This is a genomic window from Metabacillus sp. 22489, from assembly GCF_052044855.1.
In the GTDB taxonomy this organism is placed as follows: domain Bacteria; phylum Bacillota; class Bacilli; order Bacillales; family Bacillaceae; genus Metabacillus; species Metabacillus niabensis.
Map to the genome: position 1 here is coordinate 1 of NZ_JBQENT010000065.1, position 20,683 is coordinate 20,683.

Genomic DNA, 20,683 nt, shown 5'->3' on the forward strand with positions numbered 1-20,683 from the left:
CATGCGAACACCACCTAGAGTTTATATATCTATTATAAATGAAAAGAGCGAAGGCTTCCTCATAATATCGAGGAAGCCTTCGCTTTATTAAAGATATAGAGACTTTTTCAGTGGCCTCTTTGTAGACACTGTCTTTTTTGTAAGAAATACAAAAATTCCGCTCATCCAAACTTAATGGGCGGAATTTAAAACTTCACGAATTTTTTTATAAAAATATAGCAATAACCTTGTTTCTTCTGACTAGTCTTGTATAAATCCGGCAGCTGTAAACGAAGCAGCTCTTCCATTTTTTTTTCATCTTTCCTTATTTCCCTAACATCAACTGCAATCGGAACAAGACTCATTCCATTTGGACCGACCAATGGCTTTTCTTTCTGCTTGATTCTGAAGCCATACGATATCCGCATCATTCGATAAAATCTGTTTTCCATTAATGCAATATAATACATTGGGTTATACTTTTTTACATGTTCAAGAAAAATATGAAAAAATAAATGAAAATATCCTTTACGTTGATAATCTTCATGAAGGCAAAGCTTATCAATTTCCCATACTTCGTTTTGATGGTGATAAATCTCTTTATATTGTGAAAAATCAGCACCCTTTTGGACTGTGCTATCAGGGTTATTTGGATGATACGGAATAAATTCAATCGTACCAATGACTTTTCTTTTTTTAATAAATGACTTTGGTGTCGTTATTATATACCTTACTCCATTTTTAGCGTACGGATCATTCACCCAGCCATATTTCTTACAATAATACTCCCACGTTAATTCAAATTCCTTTTGCTGTTTACGGGTACTTACAATTTCAAACAAGGGAAACCCTCCTAAAAACTTGTCCCCCTTTGTACTTTGGGGGACTGACCCTTTCCTGTTAACTATCTAAAACGTCTCCTGGAAATCCAGGATTATGATCATCACCACCACCAGGCGGCTTATCGGGAGGCCAGAATTTCATTGTCATGTTAACATCCAACACTTCTAGTTTAGGTGTACTCCAACTTTCCTTCATACTACTCCCCTCCTTTAATGGTACCGTTTTATAAAGAATATAATGGCCATATGATTATCTCTTTTCATTTTCATACAGTCCACCATAGAGGATACTTGTGTTCTTCATAAAGAACATTTGCTATATCTTAACATCTTAATCTCTTAAAGTAAACAGATCCTTTTGAAAAAAATTCAAGAATCATTAGTCACATCTATTACTAGTGAATAAGCATTATTTATGTTAGGAAAAAAAAGTATTCATGACCTTTTTCCTCAGAAAAAGCGATGAATTGCTCCATTATTTTATGATAAATAAAGAGGAAGTGCTTGTGAAGAATATCACAAATTTAGTTGTTTACATTCATCACTTAATGAAGCTCCTGTAATTTTTTTATATCTTAAATAAAAGTGCCAGTCCGATAAAAACACTTTGGGGACAGTCCCCAAAGTGTTTTTTGAATACAATATATAGTTATCCACAAATCAAAACCACAACATATAGTACCGATTAAGTGTGAGGAACATATTTTATCCCCTGAAAATGGGGCGCAAAAGTACAAATTGGGGACTGTCCCCCTATTCTTTTGTTTGGCGGAGGTATTTTATGTAGTTTGTTTTGTCTTCGAGTTCTCTTTCTAGGTAGCCGAGGTAGGCGAAGAGTAGGCTCATGTCTTTTGTGATTTCAGCTGTGCTGTCTTTTTTTATGTATTTTTCTTTAATCTTTTTTACTTCCTTTTTGACGACCCACCGTTCATTTTGTTGGTCATCCTCTGCAACTGTGAAATCTGTAACCGTTTCTGATGGAATCAATTCAATTCCCATAAATCTTTTTACAGGGTTTTCCTTTGTTTTATTTAAAATATACACAAATTTTTCATCCTCTAGCTCCTTCAATGCGTCTGGATGAATATGAATGGTTTTAGGTATCGTATCTTGATCAACGATAAAAGCCTTCAATTTATCTACGAGCTTCATGTTCTATCCCCCTATTCGTTTTTTTAAAAAAAGTCACTCATCCCCTATAAAACAACCTATTCATAAGGTCGACGAAAAATTACCTAGGCTGCGAATAACTTGGCAATTGCTTAAAATCCCCTCCTTATTACCATGTAGCAACTATTTTCATTCCATAGCAAAGTATTTTTCAGCCTAATAACAAATGACGTTTTTTTCCAACCATCTATGGGAATAATACAACTTAATATGACATGGTAGGAGGAAATCATGTGAGCACAAAAGGTAATTTATCTATTTTTGCTTTAGGTGGCGTAAATGAAATTGGCAAAAACATGTATGTTGTTCAATATGATAACGATATTTTAATCATTGATTGCGGTTCTAAGTTTCCCGATGAAAGTTTATTAGGAATTGATTTAATCATCCCTGACATTACCTACTTGGAAGAGAATAAAGATAAAATTCCCGCATTGCTTGTTACACATGGACATGAGGATCATATTGGCGGTATCCCTTATTTCTTAAAAAAGTTAAACATCCCAATTTATGCAACCCGCTTCACTTTAGGATTGATTGAATTAAAATTATCTGAGCATAAGCTTCTTAGAGATACAGAGCTCAATCAAATCAACTCTGATTCAACACTTACGTTCGGTGAGGTTCAAGTAAGCTTTTTTAAAACAAATCATAGCATCCCCGATTGCCTAGGGATCGTGTTTCATACACCTGAGGGAAATGTCGTACATACAGGCGATTTCAAGTTTGATTTAACCCCTGTTAATAATCAGTATTCTGATATTCATAAAATGGCTGAAATCGGCAAACAAGGTGTTTTAGTTTTATTATCAGAAAGTACAAATGCGGAGCGTGCCGGCTTGACCCCTTCAGAGCAAATCGTAGGAGATCATGTTGAGGAAGCGTTCATGAAGGCAAAGCGTAAAGTCGTTATTTCGACCTTTGCTTCAAATATTAATCGCGTCCAACAGGTCGTTAACGCAGCGATAAAAACAAATCGAAAGCTTGCCTTACTCGGTAGAAGCATGGTTAATGTTGTTGATGTTGCGGTTGAACGCGGCTACTTGCAAATTCCAGAGGGGATGTTAATTGAACCACATGAAATTAACACCCTTGCACCTGAGCAAGTTGCCATACTATGCACAGGTAGTCAAGGTGAGCCGATGGCAGCACTTGCACGTCTATCGACAGGTAAATTTCGCGATGTTGATATTTTGCCGGATGATACGATCATTTTTGCTGCTTCACCGATACCGGGAAATGAACGAAATGTTTCACGAATTATTGACAGCTTCTTTTCTCTCGGTGCAAAGGTGATCTATGGATCTGGTAGCTCTACAAGGATGCATGTATCAGGGCATGGCTATCAAGAGGATTTAAAGCTTATGCTTACATTAATGAAGCCAACCTATTTCATTCCAATTCATGGTGAATATCGCATGCTTCATCAGCATCGTCAATTAGCTGAATCTGTTGGAGTTGAGGAAGGAAATACTTTCATTATCTCAAATGGTGATGTTGTTGATATTAAAGATAACGAAGCCGTTCAAACGAGAAAAGTACCAGCGGGAGATACATATGTTGATGGCGTCGGTGTAGGTGATATCGGCGGTACAGTTTTACGAGACCGCAAGCAGCTTTCAGAGGATGGAATGATTATTGTCGTCATTACGTTAAGTAAGACCGAAAGAAAAATACTTTCCGGTCCTGACACAATTACGAGGGGCTTCGTATATGTCCGCGATTCTGAGAAGCTATTAAAGGATGTAAATCACCTAGTAAAAAATACAGTAAATGAATTACAAAATGAAAATGTCCAGCAATGGAATGTCATTAAGCAAAATATTAAGAAGGAATTAGGACAATATTTGTACGCCCAAACGAAAAGAAAGCCTATGATATTACCGGTAATCATTGAAATTTAATGAGGACTGACTCAAAAGGTTTAGAACCCTTCACAAACACCGATATATAGTAAACTAATCCCATCATTAGTTTATATATGTGTTAGAGGGGTCTAAACCTTTGTTTTTGAGCCATCCTCCACCTTTTCATAAAAAAACAAGACTATTTTCATTTACATTCCGACGACTAAGGCAGGAGTCTCGCACACATAACTCCAATCAACCTTTCCACCATAAAAAAACAAACAGACCCTTTAACAATGTAAAGGGTCTGTTTTCTTTTCAAAGATAACAAAAAGTGTCATCCATGTTTTTATGGTTTATTTGTATGGTTTTATATTTTTTGAACGTTAGCAGCTTGCGGGCCTCTGTTTCCTTGCTCGATATCAAAGGAAACCTCTTGACCTTCCTCTAAGCTTTTGTAACCTTCTCCTTGAATTGAAGAGAAATGTACAAATACATCTTCTCCACCTTCAACTTCAATAAATCCAAAACCTTTTTCTGAATTAAACCATTTTACTCTACCTTGTGCCATTAACAATTTCCTCCTAAATCAATCAAAACACGTTTGATGATAATTTCGATTATTATTATGTCCTTCCACCCCATTCTTAAACATAAAAATCAAAAAATAATTTTTTCATGCGGTATAACGCTATTTTGTAGGAGGAACGATTTTCACAAATAGGAAAAATTATGTTAAAATTTTAATGATTGATTGTAAGAATATTTAAATAAAACGCTATGTTAAACATTGTTGGTGATTTCCGCATCAGGCATTCTTTTTCTGCGGGAAGTTAGGAAGCCTCTTCAGCTTAAGCCCATGGCTTCTCCAGCATATCTCGCGCCACCGCACTAATCAAAAATAATCTTTAACATAGCGAAATAAAACTATATTAAATTTGGAGATAATAATGACAAACTACAACATTTTATTTTTAGACATTGATGGAACAATTTTGAGACCTGACGATACAATTGAACAATCGACAAAGCAAGCAATTGCTGAAGTAAAGGAAAAAGGCCTTGAGGTTTTCCTTGCAACAGGCAGACCATTGCATGAAATATCTCATATTGCTGAGGAATTAAATATCGATTCATTTATTGGATATAACGGTGCCTTTGCGATTCATAAAGGCGAAGAAATTTTCAACTCTCCTATGAACCCTAAGACGGTTGAAAGCTATCTTGAAATTGCCAAAAACAATGGTCACGAGCTTGTGCTTTATACTCGTGAAAAAAATATTTTCCCAGACCTCGATAGTCCTGCTGTAAAAGATTTTCTAGAAGCATTCCATTTACACTTTAATGAACAATTCACACCTGAGGTTGTTACTCATATTCTTGGGATTACTTTAATCAATTTAACTGAACAAGATCCAAAGCTATATGAAAAGGCAGATCCTACAATTCATTTATCACAAGTTAATGTCGATGGTTTACGTCATTGCTATGATGTCATCCGTGATACGGTGAACAAAGGAGTTGCCGTCAGCCATATTCTTGAGCATTTGCAAATTCCGAAAGAAGCAGCAATTGCCTTTGGCGATGGCATGAATGATAAGGAAATGCTCAGCACGGTAGGAGAAGGCTTTGCAATGGGAAACGGTCATCCTGAGCTTTTTCAATACGCAAAGCATAAAACGACAAAAGTAACTGATTCTGGAGTATATAACGGGTTAAAGTTGCTTAAATTAATTGATTAACTTTCTTTTATTTAGTTTGAAATAGTAATCCATATGGTCAGATTAAAATGCCACATATTAAGAAAAGACGCTTCCTATTTTTTCTATTAGAAGGTTTTAGAAGGGGTTGTCACAAATGACAGCCCTTTTTTGCCTAATATTATTTATATATATTTAAAATACGAATTAATCCTGATTTCAAACCCTTCATAGAAATTAGAACATTAATTAGTTACAAAATTGGAGCACATATTACCATCATTTTCATGTAATTCTTCCTCTTAATCCTTCATCTTTGATTTCTACCGTCTCCATGACACTTCTAAGCAAATAATGGAATTTTCGCAAAATGGTTTCCTGTTTATACCAGAATGTACCCTTCCACATATACTTACATTACAAACATAATTATAGTGAAAACAATAGGGAGGAATCCGTCTATGGAGCATGTTGAGAGTACATCTTATTTATTACCTTTAATAGGCAGAAAAGTTCGAGTATTTAAAGGAGGACCTGAATCTAAAGAAGGAATACTACTAAATGTAAATGCTGACTTTTTAACTCTTGTTACTGAAGAAAATGAGATCATTTACTACCAAACGATGCATTCTAAAACAATCGTCGAAGATACAAGATCTCAATCACAATTATCTGTAAACAAAAAAATAAAAAATAAAGCTCTAAAAGATAAATCTTTTAATAGCTTATTACGTCAAATGGTTACGAAACAGGTGCAAATTAATCGTGGTGGACCCGAATCTTTAATTGGAATATTAGTAAATTTGCATGAGGACTTTTTAACTTTACAAACTGAAAATGAAGGAATTATTTTCTTTCAAATTCACCATATAAAGAGTATCAGTATAGTTGAATCTGAGGATTCCTCAAATAATAAGAAAGAAGGTTCCTCTAGTTCAACAACAAGTAAAAAATCTTCCACTAATTCTTCAAATAAAAAGAAAGAAGAAGCTAATTCTTCTGTTAAGGCTTTGACATTTGATGTACCTATAATATCAGCACAGTACTTTAAAGATTTATTAAATCAATATAAGCACAGATGGGTAACGATAAATAGAGGTGGCCCTGAAAGTGTTGAGGGTGTCCTTGCAGAAGTTACAAACGATTATACGACAGTAATCCACCATGAAAAAGTCTTTAGAATTGCAAATTATCATATTCACAATGTAAGCAATACTTCAAAACATGATAAGAATAAACAAGAAAACAGCAAAAAAGATGATACAAATAAATCAGACAATAAAGAGCAATCAAATTCAACGGATTCTAAAGATAATAACCAAAGCAACCAAAAGAATAACGGTGATACACAAAACAAAAATAATAACAAAGACTCTAGCGAAAAAGAGAAAAACAACAAGAATAACAGTAAACAAAATGACAGAAATGGTAAGAGTAAGGACCAAAATGACAAAAATAAAGAGAAAAACGGAAAAGATAATAAAGGGAAAAGTAGTAGTAAAGATAATAAAAACAATAGTGATAAAAAAACTGCTCTTTACTATCTTCTAATGAATTCGCTTAATCAAAACCTAACTGATTCAATTAATATCAAGAAAAATTCTTTATAAATTCCAGCTTTACATCTTGTTATTATATGAATCTAAATTTTAATGGAATTTTTTTAAACCAGAGGGTCAAGCTCTTCAATCAATTATCTTATATGTTAAATATCTTAAGATTGAAGAGACCCTTTTGTGACACACCAACCAATCTATGTAAAGGGGTGATATATGATGTTATTTTCATTATTTTTGGCAATTTCCGGATTATTATTTTATCAGTTAATTATTCCACAGTCATTAGTAAAAAAGGAGAGCGAGATAAACAATATCCCAAAAATAAAAGTGCCTAATTCAACATACTCAAATGGAGTGAAACATAATGCTTGAATTCCAAACAACATTTATGTTGTTTCTCTTTGTTTTAACAATTTCCTTTATTGTGTGGAAACCGCGAGGAATTAATGAAACGATACCAACGACAATTGGAGCAGCTATTGTATTAATTTCAGGAATTGTACCTCTATCAGATGTGTTAGAAATTTTCAATTTGGTTAGTGGTGCTTCAATAACAATCATTTCAACAATTATTATGTCTATTGTACTAGAAAGCATTGGCTTTTTTCGGTGGGTTGCATATAACCTTGTAAATAAATCGAAGGGTTCGGGAAAGGTTTTATACCTTTACATTATTTTGCTATGCTTCTTAACTACTTTATTTTTTAATAATGATGGTAGTATTTTGATTACAACCCCTATAATCATTCATATTATAACTCTATTAAAATTTAAACCTCATCAAAAGATACCGTTTTTATTTTCTGGAGCATTAATAGCAACCGCAGCAAGTGCGCCAATAGCAGTTAGCAATATCGCAAATCTAATTTCTTTAAAAGTAGTTAATTTAGATTTAAATAGTTATGTAGCTATGATGTTTGTACCCTCTATGTTTGGAATAGTATGTATGACACTCTTAATGTTTCTCTTTTATAAAAAAGAAATTCCAGTAAAAATACCAACAAACATTCAACCATTTCAAACATCTCCCTCCTTAAAAGGCATGGCTCAACACCCTTTAGCTGACATAGATATTGAAAAGTTCGAAATAGATTGGTCCACATTTCGAATATGCCTCATTATTGTTATATTAACGAGGGCAGGTTTTTTCATCCTTACTCCATTAGGTATCCCACTTGAACTTATTGCAGTAATTGGTGCTGTTTTACTTATTTTACTTCGTTGGAAAAAACAGGGAGTAGTCGGTCTAGATATTATAAAGAAGACACCATGGCATGTATTGCTATTTGCATTCAGTATGTATGTATTAGTCTATGGACTCCACAATGTTGGCGTTACATCAATCATTGTAGACCTTTTAGGGGCTGCAATGAAGTCAAACCTATTTAATACAGTTGTACTTTCTGGAATTTTATTAACTATTCTTTCAAATCTTTTTAATAATCTACCTGCAGTTATGATCGGGACACTATCATTTTTAGAAATGGATTTGAGTAGTCAATCGTTACAGCTTGCATATTTAGCAGGTATTATTGGTAGTGATATTGGTTCTCTCATATCACCTATGGGTACGCTCGCCACCCTCATTTGGTTTTTTATATTGCGTAATAATCATATTCACATTTCATGGAGAGAGTATTTAAAATTAACAATTCTAGTAATTCCGATCATCTTAATGGTCACTTTATTTGCTTTATATTTATGGAATGAGTGGTTATTTTTTTAAGAGGAGGCAAAAAACATGATAAATTTACACTCATTTATTGGAAAAAACGTAGATTTAAAAGTATCTGGACTATCAGAGATAAAGGGAAAATTAATTGATGTCGGTACTGATGTCTTCGTGTTATTTAACGGTAAAGATTACCTTTATATCCCACTAGCACATGTTCATAGTTTATATTTAAATCAGGAAGAAATGTTAACACTTGAAAACCAAGAGATAACTCCATTAGAGACTGAATTCGATACCTTATCTTTTAGAAAAGTCTTGTTAAATGCCAAGGGTATCTTTTCAGAGATTTGTGTTAGCAACAAAACTATCCACGGATACATTTCAAATATAATGAATGATTATTTTGTATTCCATTCACCCACTTATCAGACACTATATGTATCAATGCAACATATAAAATATCTAATCCCCTATCAAACGAATCAAGTTCCTTATGCTTTAGACAAAGCAAAATTTTCAGCACTTCCTTCTACTTTATCACTTGCCCGTTCATTTGATGCTCAAATCAAAAAAATGGTAGGGAACATTGCTATTTTTGACCTATATGATGATGTAAGGAAAATTGGTCAAATCCGCAGCATAGGAAATCATATGATAGAATTGGTAACAGCTAGAGAAGAAATAACATATGTAAATCCAAAGCATATTAAAACAGTGCACCTTCCAAATTAACCCATTATATATATTTTGAAACTTTTCCTCTGAAGGGCTGTTCATAGCGGCAGAATGATTTCTATTTTATCTAGTAGAAGCATGGTTATAATTTTATAACAGGTAGGTAAGCTTCGGGAGAGACCCCACATATGAATGTGGGGGCAACCTTTCCATTACGAAACTTGGAGTAAGATAGTTGTAATTTCCCATCCTTTCAATTTTTATTTATATGTAGTAACACTTTCATAAACTTTTAAAAAAATAACAAAAAAAAGAGCAGGTGAATAAGTGTGAAATACATAATTGTTATAACGACTATAATGCTACTTTTGCTTGGATGTAGTTCAAATAACACTTCTGAAATGATATCTGAACTAGAGAAACCTAATGATAATCGAACAATGAGCGGAGTCGTTTATTCAGGAATTGAAGGAAAGTGGTTAATTCTTAATGTAACATCACCTCCTGATTTATCAAATTATGATTTAGAACAAGTGAAAAAAGAATTTAAGGACATTATCCAGCTTTATAATTTGAACAGTAGTATTCATTCTGGAGATAAAATCACAATCTGGTATGATTATATTAGAGAGTCTTATCCTCCGAAAACAAAGGTATTGAAGTATGAAAAGATAGTCGATAAATAATTGATTTATACATTCTTATTATTTAAAAATTTCAAATAAATAGGCATTGCTACAAACAATGCCTTTTCTATTTGTTCCAATATTTATTTTCCAATTACACCCGAGGTACTTTTATCCCTTCGATTACAAATGTGTGGGAATACGTACGATTTGCATAAAGTGTGTATTCTGGGTGTGTTTTCTGTCCCCAGCTGTCATCTCCGCCAACTCCCATTTGCTTATGATTGATTCTTACAACAACTTTATTTGTTTCCGGTAGCTTATAGCAATGAGAAGCCTCTTCTAATTCAAAAGGAGTGTATGGAAGAGCATTGATTTCAAAGGTTGGCTTTCCGGTAATCTTGAAGCCAATTCCATCTGCATTTAATAATGTCGTCCATCTAACCTCTGTTTTATTTCCACATTCCTGTGGTTTTAAGTATGGGACGAATTGGTCAACTACTTTCCCACTATAAATATCAATTTTTGCTCCAGTTGCCCGATCCCAGTAGGTTTCAAACGGACCTTTCCCATACCATGTGATCGTATCAAATGTCTTATCCATTGAGAGCATGACACCTATTTCAGGAATTTCTGGCAATCCCTCACCTGGAATCAAATTTTGATGGATTTCGATTTTGCCCTCGCCTGTAATTGTATACGTAATGTTACAGAAGGACGGAGTCGAAGTAGGGAGCATATATTCGGTAGAAATCGTTGCAGCATAATCTGTAATATGATACGTAAAGCTTGTTAATCGTCGTTTTACTCCTGCCTTTCTCCATGTTGCACTTCTTTCATTTAGCCTATTCCCACGATCGTTATCAGTCATCGCTCGCCAAAAGTTCGGTATTAGCGCTGACTTTATAAGGTCGACATCCTCATATTCGTATGATTCAATGCTTCCTGTTTCTTTATTAAAGCTAACCGTAAACTGCTCACTCTTTACTAATAATGAATCTGTCTCATCCTTTACTTCAAGAACTGGGACATGACGTTCAATATTGATAATTCTTACTCCATCCTTTGGTAAACCAAATTGCTCGAACGCTATTTCATGTCCTTCCTCTGCCCACAATGTGTCTTCCTTAAGAAGAAAAGCCAAATTCAACAGACATTCTTCACCAATAATATCTGTAGAGGGTGTCAAATAGTCAATTCTAACAATTTTAGACGTTTCAGGAGCAACATCAATATTTTGCAAGCCACTTTCAATCAATTCCCCATTTTTCATGAATTCCCAGCTTAACCAAAATTGATTTAAATTTGTAAATAAATACTTATTTGTTACCTCAATGACGCCTTCTTTTACATCGATAGCTTGAAAGCTTATATTTTGATAGCATTTTTTCACTTCATATAATTTCGGGGAAATCGTTCCGTCTGCAAAAATTAAACCATTTCCTGAGAAATTTCCATCATTCGGTGTATCACCAAAATCACCGCCATATGCTAAAAATGGAGTGCCATCCTCTGTATATGTTTTAAGTGCTTGATCCTTCCAATCCCAAATAAACCCACCTTGTAAAATCGGATACCGATCAAATAACTCTGTATACTTTGAGAGATTTCCACAGGAGTTTCCCATTGCATGGCTGTATTCACAAAGAATATAAGGCTTCCTTTTCGTATTTTGTGCTTGTTTTGCGTAAGCCTCGACCTCGTTTGGGGCAATGTACATCGTGCTTTCAATATCTGATGCTGCCTCTGTTGCCCGATAATGGTAGACTCCCTCATAATGAATAATTCTTGTCGGATCCTTTTCTTTAAGAAATTCATACATTTTTAGAAAATTATCGCCACCAAAGGATTCATTTCCAAGTGACCAAATGACGACTGATGGATGGTTTTTGTCTCGTTGAAACATTGAATTGCATCGGTCCAGAACATTTTCTGTCCATTCACGCTTACTTCCCGGAAGCGCAGTTCCCTCGCCAACTTGTCCGTATGTCCAGGAACCGTGTGTTTCTAAGTTCGTCTCATCTATTACGTATAAGCCATATTGATCACATAGCTCATACCAAAGCGGATGATTCGGATAATGAGAAGTTCGAACAGCATTAATATTATGCTGCTTCATCAATTTTATATCATGAACCATATCATCATACGTTATCGCTCTTCCTCTTTCTGCAGCAAATTCATGACGGTTCACACCTTTAAAGACGATGCGCTTCCCATTGATTTTCATTAATCCATCCTTTATTTCAAACGTACGAAAACCAATTTTACAGCTTTCGGTTTCAATAATCTGTCCAGCATTATCTTTTAATACTAATACAAGTGTATATAAATTAGGCTGTTCTGCACTCCATTTTAATGGGCTATCGACAAATGTGGAGAGAGTTGCCTCAAGATGCGGTTGCCCATTGCTTTCAATTTTTGTTTCAAGCTTATTTTTTAATACGCTTACATTTTCTTGATCATAAAGAATAGCCTCAAGTGTAACAACACCATGATTTTGTGCAAAATAATTAACTAGTTTCGCACTTATCGTTAGTTCCGCATCCTGATAGTTTTCATCTAAATTTGTTTGAACAAAATAATCAAATATATGTAAATCTGGGGTGGAATATAAATAAACATCTCGAAAAATCCCACTTAACCGCCAAAAATCTTGATCCTCAAGCCAGCTGCCATCACACCACCTGTATACTTCAACCGCTACTTTATTTTCTCCATCAATTAAATATGGGGTAATATCAAATTCCGCGGGTGTAAACGTATCTTCGCTGTACCCGACAAAATCACCATTTATCCAAACATAAAAAGCCGATTCAACACCTTGTAAGCTGAGATAGACAGGCTTATCTTTCCAATCTTTACTAATCGTAAAGGTGCGAACATATTGGCCAACAGGATTATACTTTGTTGGAGCAAATGGTGCCTTTATCTCCTCTTTTCCTTCCCAAGGATACCTTACATTAGTGTACTGTGGGTAATCGTAGCCCTGTAGCTGCCAATGTGAAGGAACGGCAATTTCTTCCCATTCACTACAATCAAAATCCCTTTCGTAAAAGGAGCGATTTCTTTTATCTGGACTTTCTACAAACGAAAATTTCCACATTCCATTTAATGATTGGAAAAAGCTTGATTGCTGTTTGTTCCCTGCTAGTGCTTCTTTAATCGTATTGTACGGCATTAATGTTGCATGTGCTTCCACTCGATTAATTTGAAAAATCTCTGGGTTGTTGTTCCATTCAGGATATCCATTACTTGGTGGTGTGTACTCGAACTTCTTTAACTGTTTAAGCATCGAACGATTCCTCACTTTTAGTAGATTCTTTTTTAGGAACAATTTGAAAACCTAGTACATTGAAACTATATTACAATATTACTCTGTATGATTATACCATATTTTACAGTTAAACCTCCTATTAGAAGGGGAATTCCCCTCTTTGCGAAGAAAAAGAAAGCCTCAGTAAATCATGTTAATGGCCGTAATTTTGCTATTAACAAAAACCCCCTTCTCGTTTATTTATTACTAATATCCGTAAAAATGGAATACTACATAGTGAAATGGGAAATAGGTAGAATTTGAGCGTCTCTCTTGCTAACTACTATTTGTGAGCTTACCCCATACAAGAAGAACACATATATTTTCTATCATATATTAAGGCTCTTTAACAATTTGGTGATTGGAGCAAAAGACATGGATCGGTATCAAAGGGAGAACCAACATGCCTGACACCGAGGAGGAACTCAAGACATCAATACCTAATGCGAATATAAACAACCAAATTTAACAGCCGAAATATAAAAAAAGGAAACCTTTCACAGGTTTTAATCGTATATACAATTATTAGCAATTGTTATCATGATAACGAGATTTTGTTAAATAATTCTGATAAAATAAAGAGTATCTAATAATGTACTTTTTACAAAAAGGTGTTGTAAAGCTAGTTGTTGATTTTTTTAGTCCCTTGATTAATGAAGAGATACGTGAGACACCTTAAGGAGAGGCGTGTCAAAGGGTGATCCGACACGCACTAACACCGCGAAGGCTCCGTGACAGCCCGCGAAAGAAAGAAATTAACAACAAAGATTAACAACGCCTACAAAAAAAAGTGAGGGTGATTGAAATTGACTGGCCTTGTTGCAGTTATTTTAGTTTTTTCTATTCCAATCATTGCGATTATTACTAGCCATTTGGAGAGCCAATCAAAAAGAAAGCATAAAATGATTAAGGAAGAGCTAGAATTAGAAAAACTTAAGCATGAAAACTTTAAATTGGAAACAGAAAAAATGAGACTTGAGCTTGAACAAATGAAAATTGAAGATTCATCCAACAAATCTAATATCCTTTAATAAATCTTCCAGTCGGAGGATTTTACTTTTATTTATATCTAGTTTGTGCCTTCTGTTAAACTTACAAGCTGATTTCTTTACATGTGATTCGCTTTCTGCAGGAGAGCTGTTCTCCTTATACACGTTCTTCTCCTGCTAAATCTCACGTTTCTGCTAATCAGCATTGTAAGAATATCAACCTCAAGCTTTAAAACTGCTTTAAATAAGATTGGGACATTATTATTTTTGGAGGTTATTATGACATTTGCCATCATTCTCGTTATCTTAATTGGGATTTTAGCGCTTATTGGAACTTTATTGTTAGGTGGCAAGGGTGATCATAACTATGATGAGCAAACGAAAGGAAATATTTCACGTTTATCATGGATTTATATTCTTCTAGGTATCGCTATCGTTATTGCATTTGCAATTTATTTGTTTTAATAACGCTCCTAGAAGCCATTATTTCACTAAAGATCACTTTTTGAAAACGCATTCACAATATGTTCACAATTATCTTGTAAAAACGCTTTCATTTAATGAGTATATTATACTATAATAGAATCAAATAGAAGATCATCTAAGGAGAGACTAAATATGAAACATTTCGTTTTTTTAATTGATACAGGAAATGAAACAATTGAACATAAAATTAATGCATCAGGAATGACAGATGCTGTAAAACGAATTAAAGATATCCAAAAAGATTTGAAGAAAAATGACCATACAAAATTAAAAATAAAATTTAAGGGCGTTATTTATGGAAACGCTTACTAGTTCATTTACCTTTAAGGATGACGATTATCATTGTCATCCTTTTTGTTTGTCTACTTACACATCGATGTTTACACCGTGTTGGCTCATCATCCCCCGCTAATAGCGAAATCAAGAAAACAACAAAAAAGTAAGCAAAGATTTCGAAAACAGGAAATAAAAAAACAGCGCCACTGTTCATTTGGGCACTGTTCCTTTCATCTTACAGCTCAGCTTGCTTTTCCTCAGGATTCACTTTTTTATTTGCGAGGATTTTATTCATTTTTTGATAATACCCAGTGAATGAAATTAACGCAATTAACGTCCCAGTAAAAAACGGAAGAAGAAACGTAAACATCGTTAAGCTAATATATAAAATTACGGCAACTCCGATGAGCATTAATATATTCGTAATTGGGTAAACAAGCGATAAAAAGAACGAATTTTTAATACTTGTTACAAAGGTCAATTCCGAATGTACTGTGTTTGAAAAGAAGGACAACGTGAAAAGAATTAAAAATAGTCCGGCAGCTAAAAATAGAGAACTAATGAACACATTTACTTGTGAAAAATAATAAAAATCAAATCCCCATATTATCCAAAGTAATGTGAAAACAATTCCTCCACATAAGCTTCTTACATAGTTTTCTTTGTAAAAACCCCAATATGATTTTACTAAAGGAACATCTGTCTCCCCCATTACCCATTTTCTTACTACACCAAACATTGCAGTCGTTGCTGGGAAAAACAAGAAGGGTGATAAAACAGCAATCGTCAAAATTATCGTAAACGCAACTGATAAATCATCGGCTAGTAAAAGTGATAATAGCAAATAGCAAATAGGAATATTAAACAAAACCCATAATATATTAATCACGGATAATCTCATGACCCATTCAAATACTCGATTTAGTCCACTCATCATTTCTGTCATCATTTCATCCCGCTTTCATTATGCTTATCATGAAAAGTATTTCACGTCTATTATAGCATAAAGCGTTTCCATATAGTGAGTTTTCTATAGTTTGATAGATTTTGGAAAGTTATGAGAGCATGTCTAGATAGGATAAATGAGCATTTTACCTGTTATTTTTCCTCCTCATATACTCAATTGTTTCCTTAATCCCTTCCTTATAAGGTGTTTTTGGTATCTTTCCAATCTCATTTTCATACTTTTCTCCTGATAAAACGACAGGCTCTTCGTTTAAATAAAACATCTCGACTACCTCCCGCATATCCTTGCTAAATAGACCGAGAAATTGAATCATTGCTTTTGTAACAGTCGAAACCTTCCTATGATAGTTAACCGTTTGTCTTAATATCGTTATAATTTCTTCTCCCGTTATGACCCCATAGCCTGGAATATTCCAATTTTGATTATATGCCTTATCTGTTAACGCTAATTCAACGATAGCCTTTGCTCCATCTGGCGTATATATAAATTCCCTTGCAATGTTTTTATTTCCAATTATTCCTGTGTTCTTATTTTTCACTACTTTTTCAAATGTATAATGCAGTAATGTATTGCTCGCATTAGGTCCATAAAAGTCTGGAAAATGAGCGATAATCGTTGGAACATGAGAGGCTTGATAAATTTGTTCAAGCTGTAATCTGATTTTCCCCTTTTTTGTATGGGGATTTTTCGGTGAGTTTTCAGTAACCAATTCATTTGGTTTTCGACCATACGCATATATATTGTCAACAACAGCAAGCTTTGCTGATTGGACCTTTGCAGCCTCAACAATATGTCGAACGATTTGTGCAAGATCCTCCTCCCACTGAGAATACGGGATATTTGCCGAGTGGAAAATAACATCAGCACCTTTAGCAGCTGAAATAACATCCTCCTTCTTTCGTAAATCACCCTCTTTTACTGTAACAAGGTTATTTTGATGAAATAATTGCATAAGTCTATCTTTTCTTCTGGCAAAGGCAACAACCTCAATTCCTCTATCTGTTAATTCATTGACAATCGAATACCCCATTCCACCTGATGCTCCCAATACTAATGCTTTTTTCATATCAATTCCTCTTTTCATCAGTTTATTAACCAGCGGTCAAATAAGTTTAAAAAAAAGCTATCTTTGTAAACTCTGTTACCCTTTACTAGTGATGAGGACTCTTCGTTCCTACAGATGCTAACCATTCCGCGTGGATGGCGGTGAGCCTTATCTGTAGGAACACACGCAAAAGTCTCACCTGCACCATTTTCTAAGCAAAATTCTTGCTGGTTGCTTCCACCTGGCTTAGTTATAAATAGCTTTTAATAAAAAGTCAGCATGAGCATATGCTAAATCTTTAACATCCTCAAATGTGCTCACATTTTGCAAATAATGTGTTACAAACCCATGTAATGAAATAAAGATAGACCAAATCTCCTGTAATGTTACTTTTTTCTCTGTTAACATATACACGCTTTGGGCAAATTTTTCATAACTTATATTTGGGCCTTGATTCATAAAATTTATGACTTCATCATCTTTAATTAAAAACATAATTTCATAATGACTTTGATGAGTAAGCCCAAATTCAATATAGCCAATAAATACTTCCTTGAGCTTTGAATGATTATCCATTTCCAAATGAATAATTTGCTCTAGCTTCTTATCCAGCATGTCAAAATGTTCCTCAACAAGTGCATAAAACAGCTCAGCTTTATTTTTAAAATGGTAATAAATAGCCCCATGACTATAATTTAGCTCTTTAGCAATTTGCCTCATCGACACATGCTGATAGCCCTTTTGAACAAATAAATCTCGTGCAGCATCCATTATCATCTCTCGAGTTAATTCATTGCTCCCTGCTCTTCTAGGTGACATAGCTCCTCCTTTATTAACCACTGTTCAATTAAATAATAACAAAAGATACCAATAAGTCAATAGCGAATAATGTTGTTTTTTTTCGCTAAAATCTCCTATTTACTCTTTTGTCAAATGTATTTGTACCGTTTTTTTGATAAGAAACGAATATATGTAAACGGTATCAATTACATATTGCTTGAAAACTTTAACTTTGTTAACCTATCCTTGCTATTCATTCTAAAAGATTGGTAGGTGATGACATATAGTTTTAAAAGTTTCGTTTTAGCTACATTGATACATCTTTTTTCCTTACCTCATGAGAACATATTACACTTTCCCCAAAATGCAATCAAATATCTAAAAAGGAGACTTGAAGAAATGAAAATGTTGAAATATGGTTGTATGCTCCTAGTTGTATTTTTCCTTTCATTGGTATACGTCTTACCACATGCACATGCAGAAGAAACGGTAAACGCAGCAGATTTTGGTGCAAGACCTGGTGTTCAAGCGTCGCAAACAAATGCCCTACATTCCGCAATGCGTTACTTTTATGATCGTGGGGTCGAGGGAACCGTTTATATTCCAGCAGGTACGTATTACGTTGCTGAAGAGCTTCGTTTTTATAAAGGTGTAAACATCGTAGGGGCAGGTATGGGCCGAACAATTATTAAGAAAATGGAATCAGCAGGAAGCTACATAGTTGGTAACCCAGTGCTACCGTCCAATTCAATTGAATTAAATGTTACCGTTTCTGATCTTACATTTGATGGAGATCGGACAAATCGCGCTGCTAAAGGTCTGAGCCAAATTGGCGGGATGTTGATTGACAAAAAAATCACCGATTTAACGTTGGATAGAATTGAAATAAGAGATACGACAAATGGCGCAATACTAAGAAGAATGCAAAATTCCGCGATAAAGAATAGTAAATTTGACAGAACAAGTGGCCATTCCATTGCAACAGGTGATGAGAATTACCCAGTCGGTGAATTTACGAATGTTTCGATCACAAACAATGAAATAACAAATTCAACAGGTGGTAGTGGCATTAATTTATCTCGTGCAACGTATACAACAGTATCTAATAATCGAATTATTAATAGCCGGCAACAGCAGGATAGCTATGGTGGAATACGAATTCCGAATGGTGGTGCCTATAATACGGTTACAAATAATGTAATTGAAAAATATCCAAGAGGCATCTTTATCTTATCAGGTGCACACCACAATACGATCACTGGAAACACTGTGATTGACTCAAACATCCATGGGATTCTTATTCAAGCTGATAACAATACAGTTTCACAAAACAGTATTCAACAAAATGATCGTACGTTAAATCCTGAATCTGTCGTTAGGATTGCACCAGGTAGCTATAATAAACTGGTCAATAACGAAATTATCACATATTCCGGCTATCGGAATCCTGGAATTCGATTAACTGGAGCTTCACTATCTAATGAAGTTTTAAACAATAGAATAAAAACAGATGGAACTCTAGTAAGCAATGAAGCTGGTAGCACGAACATCATCCAAGGAAACGTAAAGATTAATTAACAAAATCACGGATAAGGTGAATGCCACTATTCATCATTCAAATGGGTGCTTTCTAAAATTAGGAAGTACCCTATTCTATTCTTGAAACTTTTTTCATTCTCTAACGGTACCTTTTTACACGGAAGCCAAAAAATCATAATAATCATGCTTCATCTCTCTCCGTTTTTCGACAATGAGCTCCGAATAAAGAATTGTGTAAAAGTATCCTTCAATCGTCGAGTTAATCTTCCCGCGTTTTTTAGCAAATACCGTTTGCTTAAAGGCATAGATGACGCGATCAATAACAGCTTCTAGGTCTTTCTTTAGTTTCATTTTACGATATACGAGTAGCACTCTTTTCCATAGCTCATAAATTCCGATTGCGTTGAAAAACGGTTTTGCAGCAATTACAAATTCTTGAGGAATAGATTCTGGTAAAAAGCTCACATCAAGTTGATCAGCTGTCGGCTCTTCCAGTTCCTTTACGTTATAAGGCTTTATCGATCTTTTCTCACAGAGTGAGCTTTGCTTATTCTCTGTTTTATTAGCTGTGACTTCTGGTGTGTCATCATGGTGTGACATCGTATTTTTTAATGCTTCGATTGTATCAAATGGCTGGATGATAAGGATGTTAACCCCCTGTTTGCCTGTCTTTCTTGCTGTTGGAATTTTTTTAATAAGTCCTTTCTCCATCAAGACATTCAAGGCGCGAATGACAGTGCGGCGGCTAACGTTTGCTTGCTCTGCTAAATAATCATTTCGGGCAAAGGAAACACCGATTACCTTAACAGAATGTCGCCAAATTTGTGTAAGAACAGATATCGTCCCTTCTGACAATTCCTCCTTATGCTTGTACAAAAAGCCGCGGACAGCCTGGTCCATTTCTTCGATCGTGTTAAATGATTGATACGATTGTAATAACTCGTAATTGAATTTTTCCATTTTTCCTTACTCCCCTTAATTGTTTAGATAAAATAAAAACCTTTTGGCTCACTATTTCTCGTTTCAAATGGTTTTCATTGTATATATAGGGAGTAAGCATAACGGGAGTAGCGTCGAAAATGAAAAAATTTTAAAATAAAAACCACCCGTGATAACGGGTGGTTTTCTCTGCGGCTGAAAGCCTTTGTTACTGACCAAACCCTAAAGGGCTTCTGAACGGTTCCCCACGTGTACTACTTCTACTGGCCAGAC

At 34.6% G+C, this 20,683-nt stretch carries 20 protein-coding genes; 11 read left to right on the top strand and 9 right to left on the bottom strand.

The genetic code is table 11. From position 1 onward, the window contains the following. Positions 1-185: 185 nt before the first annotated feature. From ACTJJ9_RS24230 to ACTJJ9_RS24240, 3 genes are all read right to left on the bottom strand, one after another. Positions 186-821, bottom strand: a complete 636-nt coding sequence (locus ACTJJ9_RS24230) for a hypothetical protein (protein ID WP_145580722.1) — start codon at positions 819-821, stop codon at positions 186-188. Positions 822-879: 58 nt separating this feature from the next. Continuing rightward, positions 880-1,017, bottom strand: coding sequence for a paeninodin family lasso peptide (locus ACTJJ9_RS24235; protein ID WP_145580721.1), 138 nt, complete (start codon positions 1,015-1,017; stop codon positions 880-882). 557 nt (positions 1,018-1,574) lie between these two features. Further along, positions 1,575-1,973, bottom strand: coding sequence for a hypothetical protein (locus ACTJJ9_RS24240; RefSeq protein ID WP_145580720.1), 399 nt, complete (start codon positions 1,971-1,973; stop codon positions 1,575-1,577). Between the two features lie 251 nt (positions 1,974-2,224). Here ACTJJ9_RS24240 and ACTJJ9_RS24245 point away from each other — a divergent pair, with 251 nt between their 5' ends. Continuing rightward, complete coding sequence (locus ACTJJ9_RS24245; RefSeq protein WP_440768964.1) at positions 2,225-3,895, top strand: ribonuclease J; 1,671 nt, start codon at positions 2,225-2,227, stop codon at positions 3,893-3,895. 313 nt (positions 3,896-4,208) lie between these two features. On the opposite strand, the gene ACTJJ9_RS24250 is transcribed toward ACTJJ9_RS24245, so the two are convergent. Continuing rightward, positions 4,209-4,409: a cold-shock protein gene (locus ACTJJ9_RS24250; protein WP_095299943.1), complete on the bottom strand. Its 201-nt coding sequence runs from the start codon at positions 4,407-4,409 to the stop codon at positions 4,209-4,211. A gap of 379 nt (positions 4,410-4,788) precedes the next feature. Between ACTJJ9_RS24250 and ACTJJ9_RS24255 the strand changes: the two genes are divergently transcribed. From ACTJJ9_RS24255 to ACTJJ9_RS24280, 6 genes are all read left to right on the top strand, one after another. Next, entirely contained in the window at positions 4,789-5,580 is a 792-nt protein-coding gene (locus ACTJJ9_RS24255; protein ID WP_145580718.1) for an HAD family hydrolase, read from the top strand. Between the two features lie 419 nt (positions 5,581-5,999). After that, a complete protein-coding gene (locus ACTJJ9_RS24260; RefSeq protein WP_145580717.1) occupies positions 6,000-7,148 on the top strand; it encodes a hypothetical protein in 1,149 nt (382 codons plus the stop codon). Between the two features lie 162 nt (positions 7,149-7,310). Continuing rightward, a complete protein-coding gene (locus ACTJJ9_RS24265) occupies positions 7,311-7,469 on the top strand; it encodes a hypothetical protein (protein WP_440768965.1) in 159 nt (52 codons plus the stop codon). Continuing rightward, positions 7,462-8,823 carry an arsenic transporter gene (locus ACTJJ9_RS24270; protein ID WP_145580716.1) on the top strand — a complete coding sequence of 454 codons (1,362 nt, stop codon included), beginning with the start codon at positions 7,462-7,464 and terminating at the stop codon, positions 8,821-8,823. The genes ACTJJ9_RS24265 and ACTJJ9_RS24270 overlap by 8 nt, the downstream gene beginning before the upstream one ends. A 15-nt stretch (positions 8,824-8,838) precedes the next feature. Then, the gene (locus tag ACTJJ9_RS24275; protein ID WP_145580715.1) at positions 8,839-9,504 is read left to right on the top strand and encodes a DUF2642 domain-containing protein; all 666 of its coding nucleotides are present in this window, start codon (positions 8,839-8,841) and stop codon (positions 9,502-9,504) included. A 272-nt stretch (positions 9,505-9,776) separates the two neighbouring features. Beyond that, a complete protein-coding gene (locus ACTJJ9_RS24280) occupies positions 9,777-10,133 on the top strand; it encodes a DUF3221 domain-containing protein (RefSeq protein ID WP_145580714.1) in 357 nt (118 codons plus the stop codon). A 94-nt stretch (positions 10,134-10,227) separates the two neighbouring features. Here the strand turns inward: ACTJJ9_RS24280 and ACTJJ9_RS24285 are convergent, their stop codons facing one another. Beyond that, the gene (locus ACTJJ9_RS24285; RefSeq protein ID WP_145580713.1) at positions 10,228-13,368 is read right to left on the bottom strand and encodes a glycoside hydrolase family 2 TIM barrel-domain containing protein; all 3,141 of its coding nucleotides are present in this window, start codon (positions 13,366-13,368) and stop codon (positions 10,228-10,230) included. An 827-nt stretch (positions 13,369-14,195) separates the two neighbouring features. Here ACTJJ9_RS24285 and ACTJJ9_RS24290 point away from each other — a divergent pair. The 3 genes from ACTJJ9_RS24290 (at position 14,196) to ACTJJ9_RS24300 (ending at position 15,176) form a co-directional block, all read left to right on the top strand. Beyond that, positions 14,196-14,420 (top strand): hypothetical protein, encoded by a 225-nt coding sequence (locus tag ACTJJ9_RS24290; protein WP_095298729.1) that lies wholly within the window; start codon positions 14,196-14,198, stop codon positions 14,418-14,420. 237 nt (positions 14,421-14,657) lie between these two features. Next, the gene (locus ACTJJ9_RS24295) at positions 14,658-14,843 is read left to right on the top strand and encodes a hypothetical protein (RefSeq protein ID WP_095298727.1); all 186 of its coding nucleotides are present in this window, start codon (positions 14,658-14,660) and stop codon (positions 14,841-14,843) included. A 153-nt stretch (positions 14,844-14,996) separates the two neighbouring features. After that, positions 14,997-15,176 carry a hypothetical protein gene (locus ACTJJ9_RS24300; protein ID WP_174879411.1) on the top strand — a complete coding sequence of 60 codons (180 nt, stop codon included), beginning with the start codon at positions 14,997-14,999 and terminating at the stop codon, positions 15,174-15,176. 199 nt (positions 15,177-15,375) lie between these two features. Here ACTJJ9_RS24300 and ACTJJ9_RS24305 read toward each other — a convergent pair whose 3' ends face one another. From ACTJJ9_RS24305 to ACTJJ9_RS24315, 3 genes are all read right to left on the bottom strand, one after another. Further along, a complete protein-coding gene (locus ACTJJ9_RS24305; protein ID WP_174879412.1) occupies positions 15,376-16,086 on the bottom strand; it encodes a YesL family protein in 711 nt (236 codons plus the stop codon). A 145-nt stretch (positions 16,087-16,231) separates the two neighbouring features. Next, positions 16,232-17,173: an SDR family NAD(P)-dependent oxidoreductase gene (locus ACTJJ9_RS24310; protein ID WP_145580710.1), complete on the bottom strand. Its 942-nt coding sequence runs from the start codon at positions 17,171-17,173 to the stop codon at positions 16,232-16,234. Positions 17,174-17,398: 225 nt separating this feature from the next. After that, positions 17,399-17,971: a TetR/AcrR family transcriptional regulator gene (locus ACTJJ9_RS24315; protein ID WP_145580709.1), complete on the bottom strand. Its 573-nt coding sequence runs from the start codon at positions 17,969-17,971 to the stop codon at positions 17,399-17,401. Between the two features lie 360 nt (positions 17,972-18,331). On the opposite strand from ACTJJ9_RS24315, the gene ACTJJ9_RS24320 reads away from it, so the two are divergent. Beyond that, on the top strand, positions 18,332-19,510 hold the full coding sequence (locus tag ACTJJ9_RS24320; protein WP_095298718.1) for a glycosyl hydrolase family 28-related protein: 1,179 nt from the start codon (positions 18,332-18,334) through the stop codon (positions 19,508-19,510). A 114-nt stretch (positions 19,511-19,624) separates the two neighbouring features. Here the strand turns inward: ACTJJ9_RS24320 and ACTJJ9_RS24325 are convergent, their stop codons facing one another. Continuing rightward, a complete protein-coding gene (locus ACTJJ9_RS24325; RefSeq protein ID WP_145580708.1) occupies positions 19,625-20,431 on the bottom strand; it encodes a helix-turn-helix domain-containing protein in 807 nt (268 codons plus the stop codon). Positions 20,432-20,683 lie beyond the last annotated feature (252 nt).

Bases quoted from the DNA above. Each gene is read 5' to 3' on its own strand.
- ACTJJ9_RS24275 (WP_145580715.1), top strand. From the start codon at position 8,839: ATGATAAATTTACACTCATTTATTGGAAAAAACGTAGATTTAAAAGTA.
- ACTJJ9_RS24305 (WP_174879412.1), bottom strand. From the start codon at position 16,086: ATGACAGAAATGATGAGTGGACTAAATCGAGTATTTGAATGGGTCATG.
- ACTJJ9_RS24320 (WP_095298718.1), top strand. From the start codon at position 18,332: ATGAAAATGTTGAAATATGGTTGTATGCTCCTAGTTGTATTTTTCCTT.
- ACTJJ9_RS24270 (WP_145580716.1), top strand. From the start codon at position 7,462: ATGCTTGAATTCCAAACAACATTTATGTTGTTTCTCTTTGTTTTAACA.
- ACTJJ9_RS24300 (WP_174879411.1), top strand. From the start codon at position 14,997: ATGAAACATTTCGTTTTTTTAATTGATACAGGAAATGAAACAATTGAA.
- ACTJJ9_RS24240 (WP_145580720.1), bottom strand. From the start codon at position 1,973: ATGAAGCTCGTAGATAAATTGAAGGCTTTTATCGTTGATCAAGATACG.
- ACTJJ9_RS24250 (WP_095299943.1), bottom strand. From the start codon at position 4,409: ATGGCACAAGGTAGAGTAAAATGGTTTAATTCAGAAAAAGGTTTTGGA.
- ACTJJ9_RS24285 (WP_145580713.1), bottom strand. From the start codon at position 13,368: ATGCTTAAACAGTTAAAGAAGTTCGAGTACACACCACCAAGTAATGGA.
- ACTJJ9_RS24235 (WP_145580721.1), bottom strand. From the start codon at position 1,017: ATGAAGGAAAGTTGGAGTACACCTAAACTAGAAGTGTTGGATGTTAAC.
- ACTJJ9_RS24325 (WP_145580708.1), bottom strand. From the start codon at position 20,431: ATGGAAAAATTCAATTACGAGTTATTACAATCGTATCAATCATTTAAC.
- ACTJJ9_RS24315 (WP_145580709.1), bottom strand. From the start codon at position 17,971: ATGTCACCTAGAAGAGCAGGGAGCAATGAATTAACTCGAGAGATGATA.
- ACTJJ9_RS24265 (WP_440768965.1), top strand. From the start codon at position 7,311: ATGATGTTATTTTCATTATTTTTGGCAATTTCCGGATTATTATTTTAT.
- ACTJJ9_RS24255 (WP_145580718.1), top strand. From the start codon at position 4,789: ATGACAAACTACAACATTTTATTTTTAGACATTGATGGAACAATTTTG.
- ACTJJ9_RS24260 (WP_145580717.1), top strand. From the start codon at position 6,000: ATGGAGCATGTTGAGAGTACATCTTATTTATTACCTTTAATAGGCAGA.
- ACTJJ9_RS24295 (WP_095298727.1), top strand. From the start codon at position 14,658: ATGACATTTGCCATCATTCTCGTTATCTTAATTGGGATTTTAGCGCTT.
- ACTJJ9_RS24310 (WP_145580710.1), bottom strand. From the start codon at position 17,173: ATGAAAAAAGCATTAGTATTGGGAGCATCAGGTGGAATGGGGTATTCG.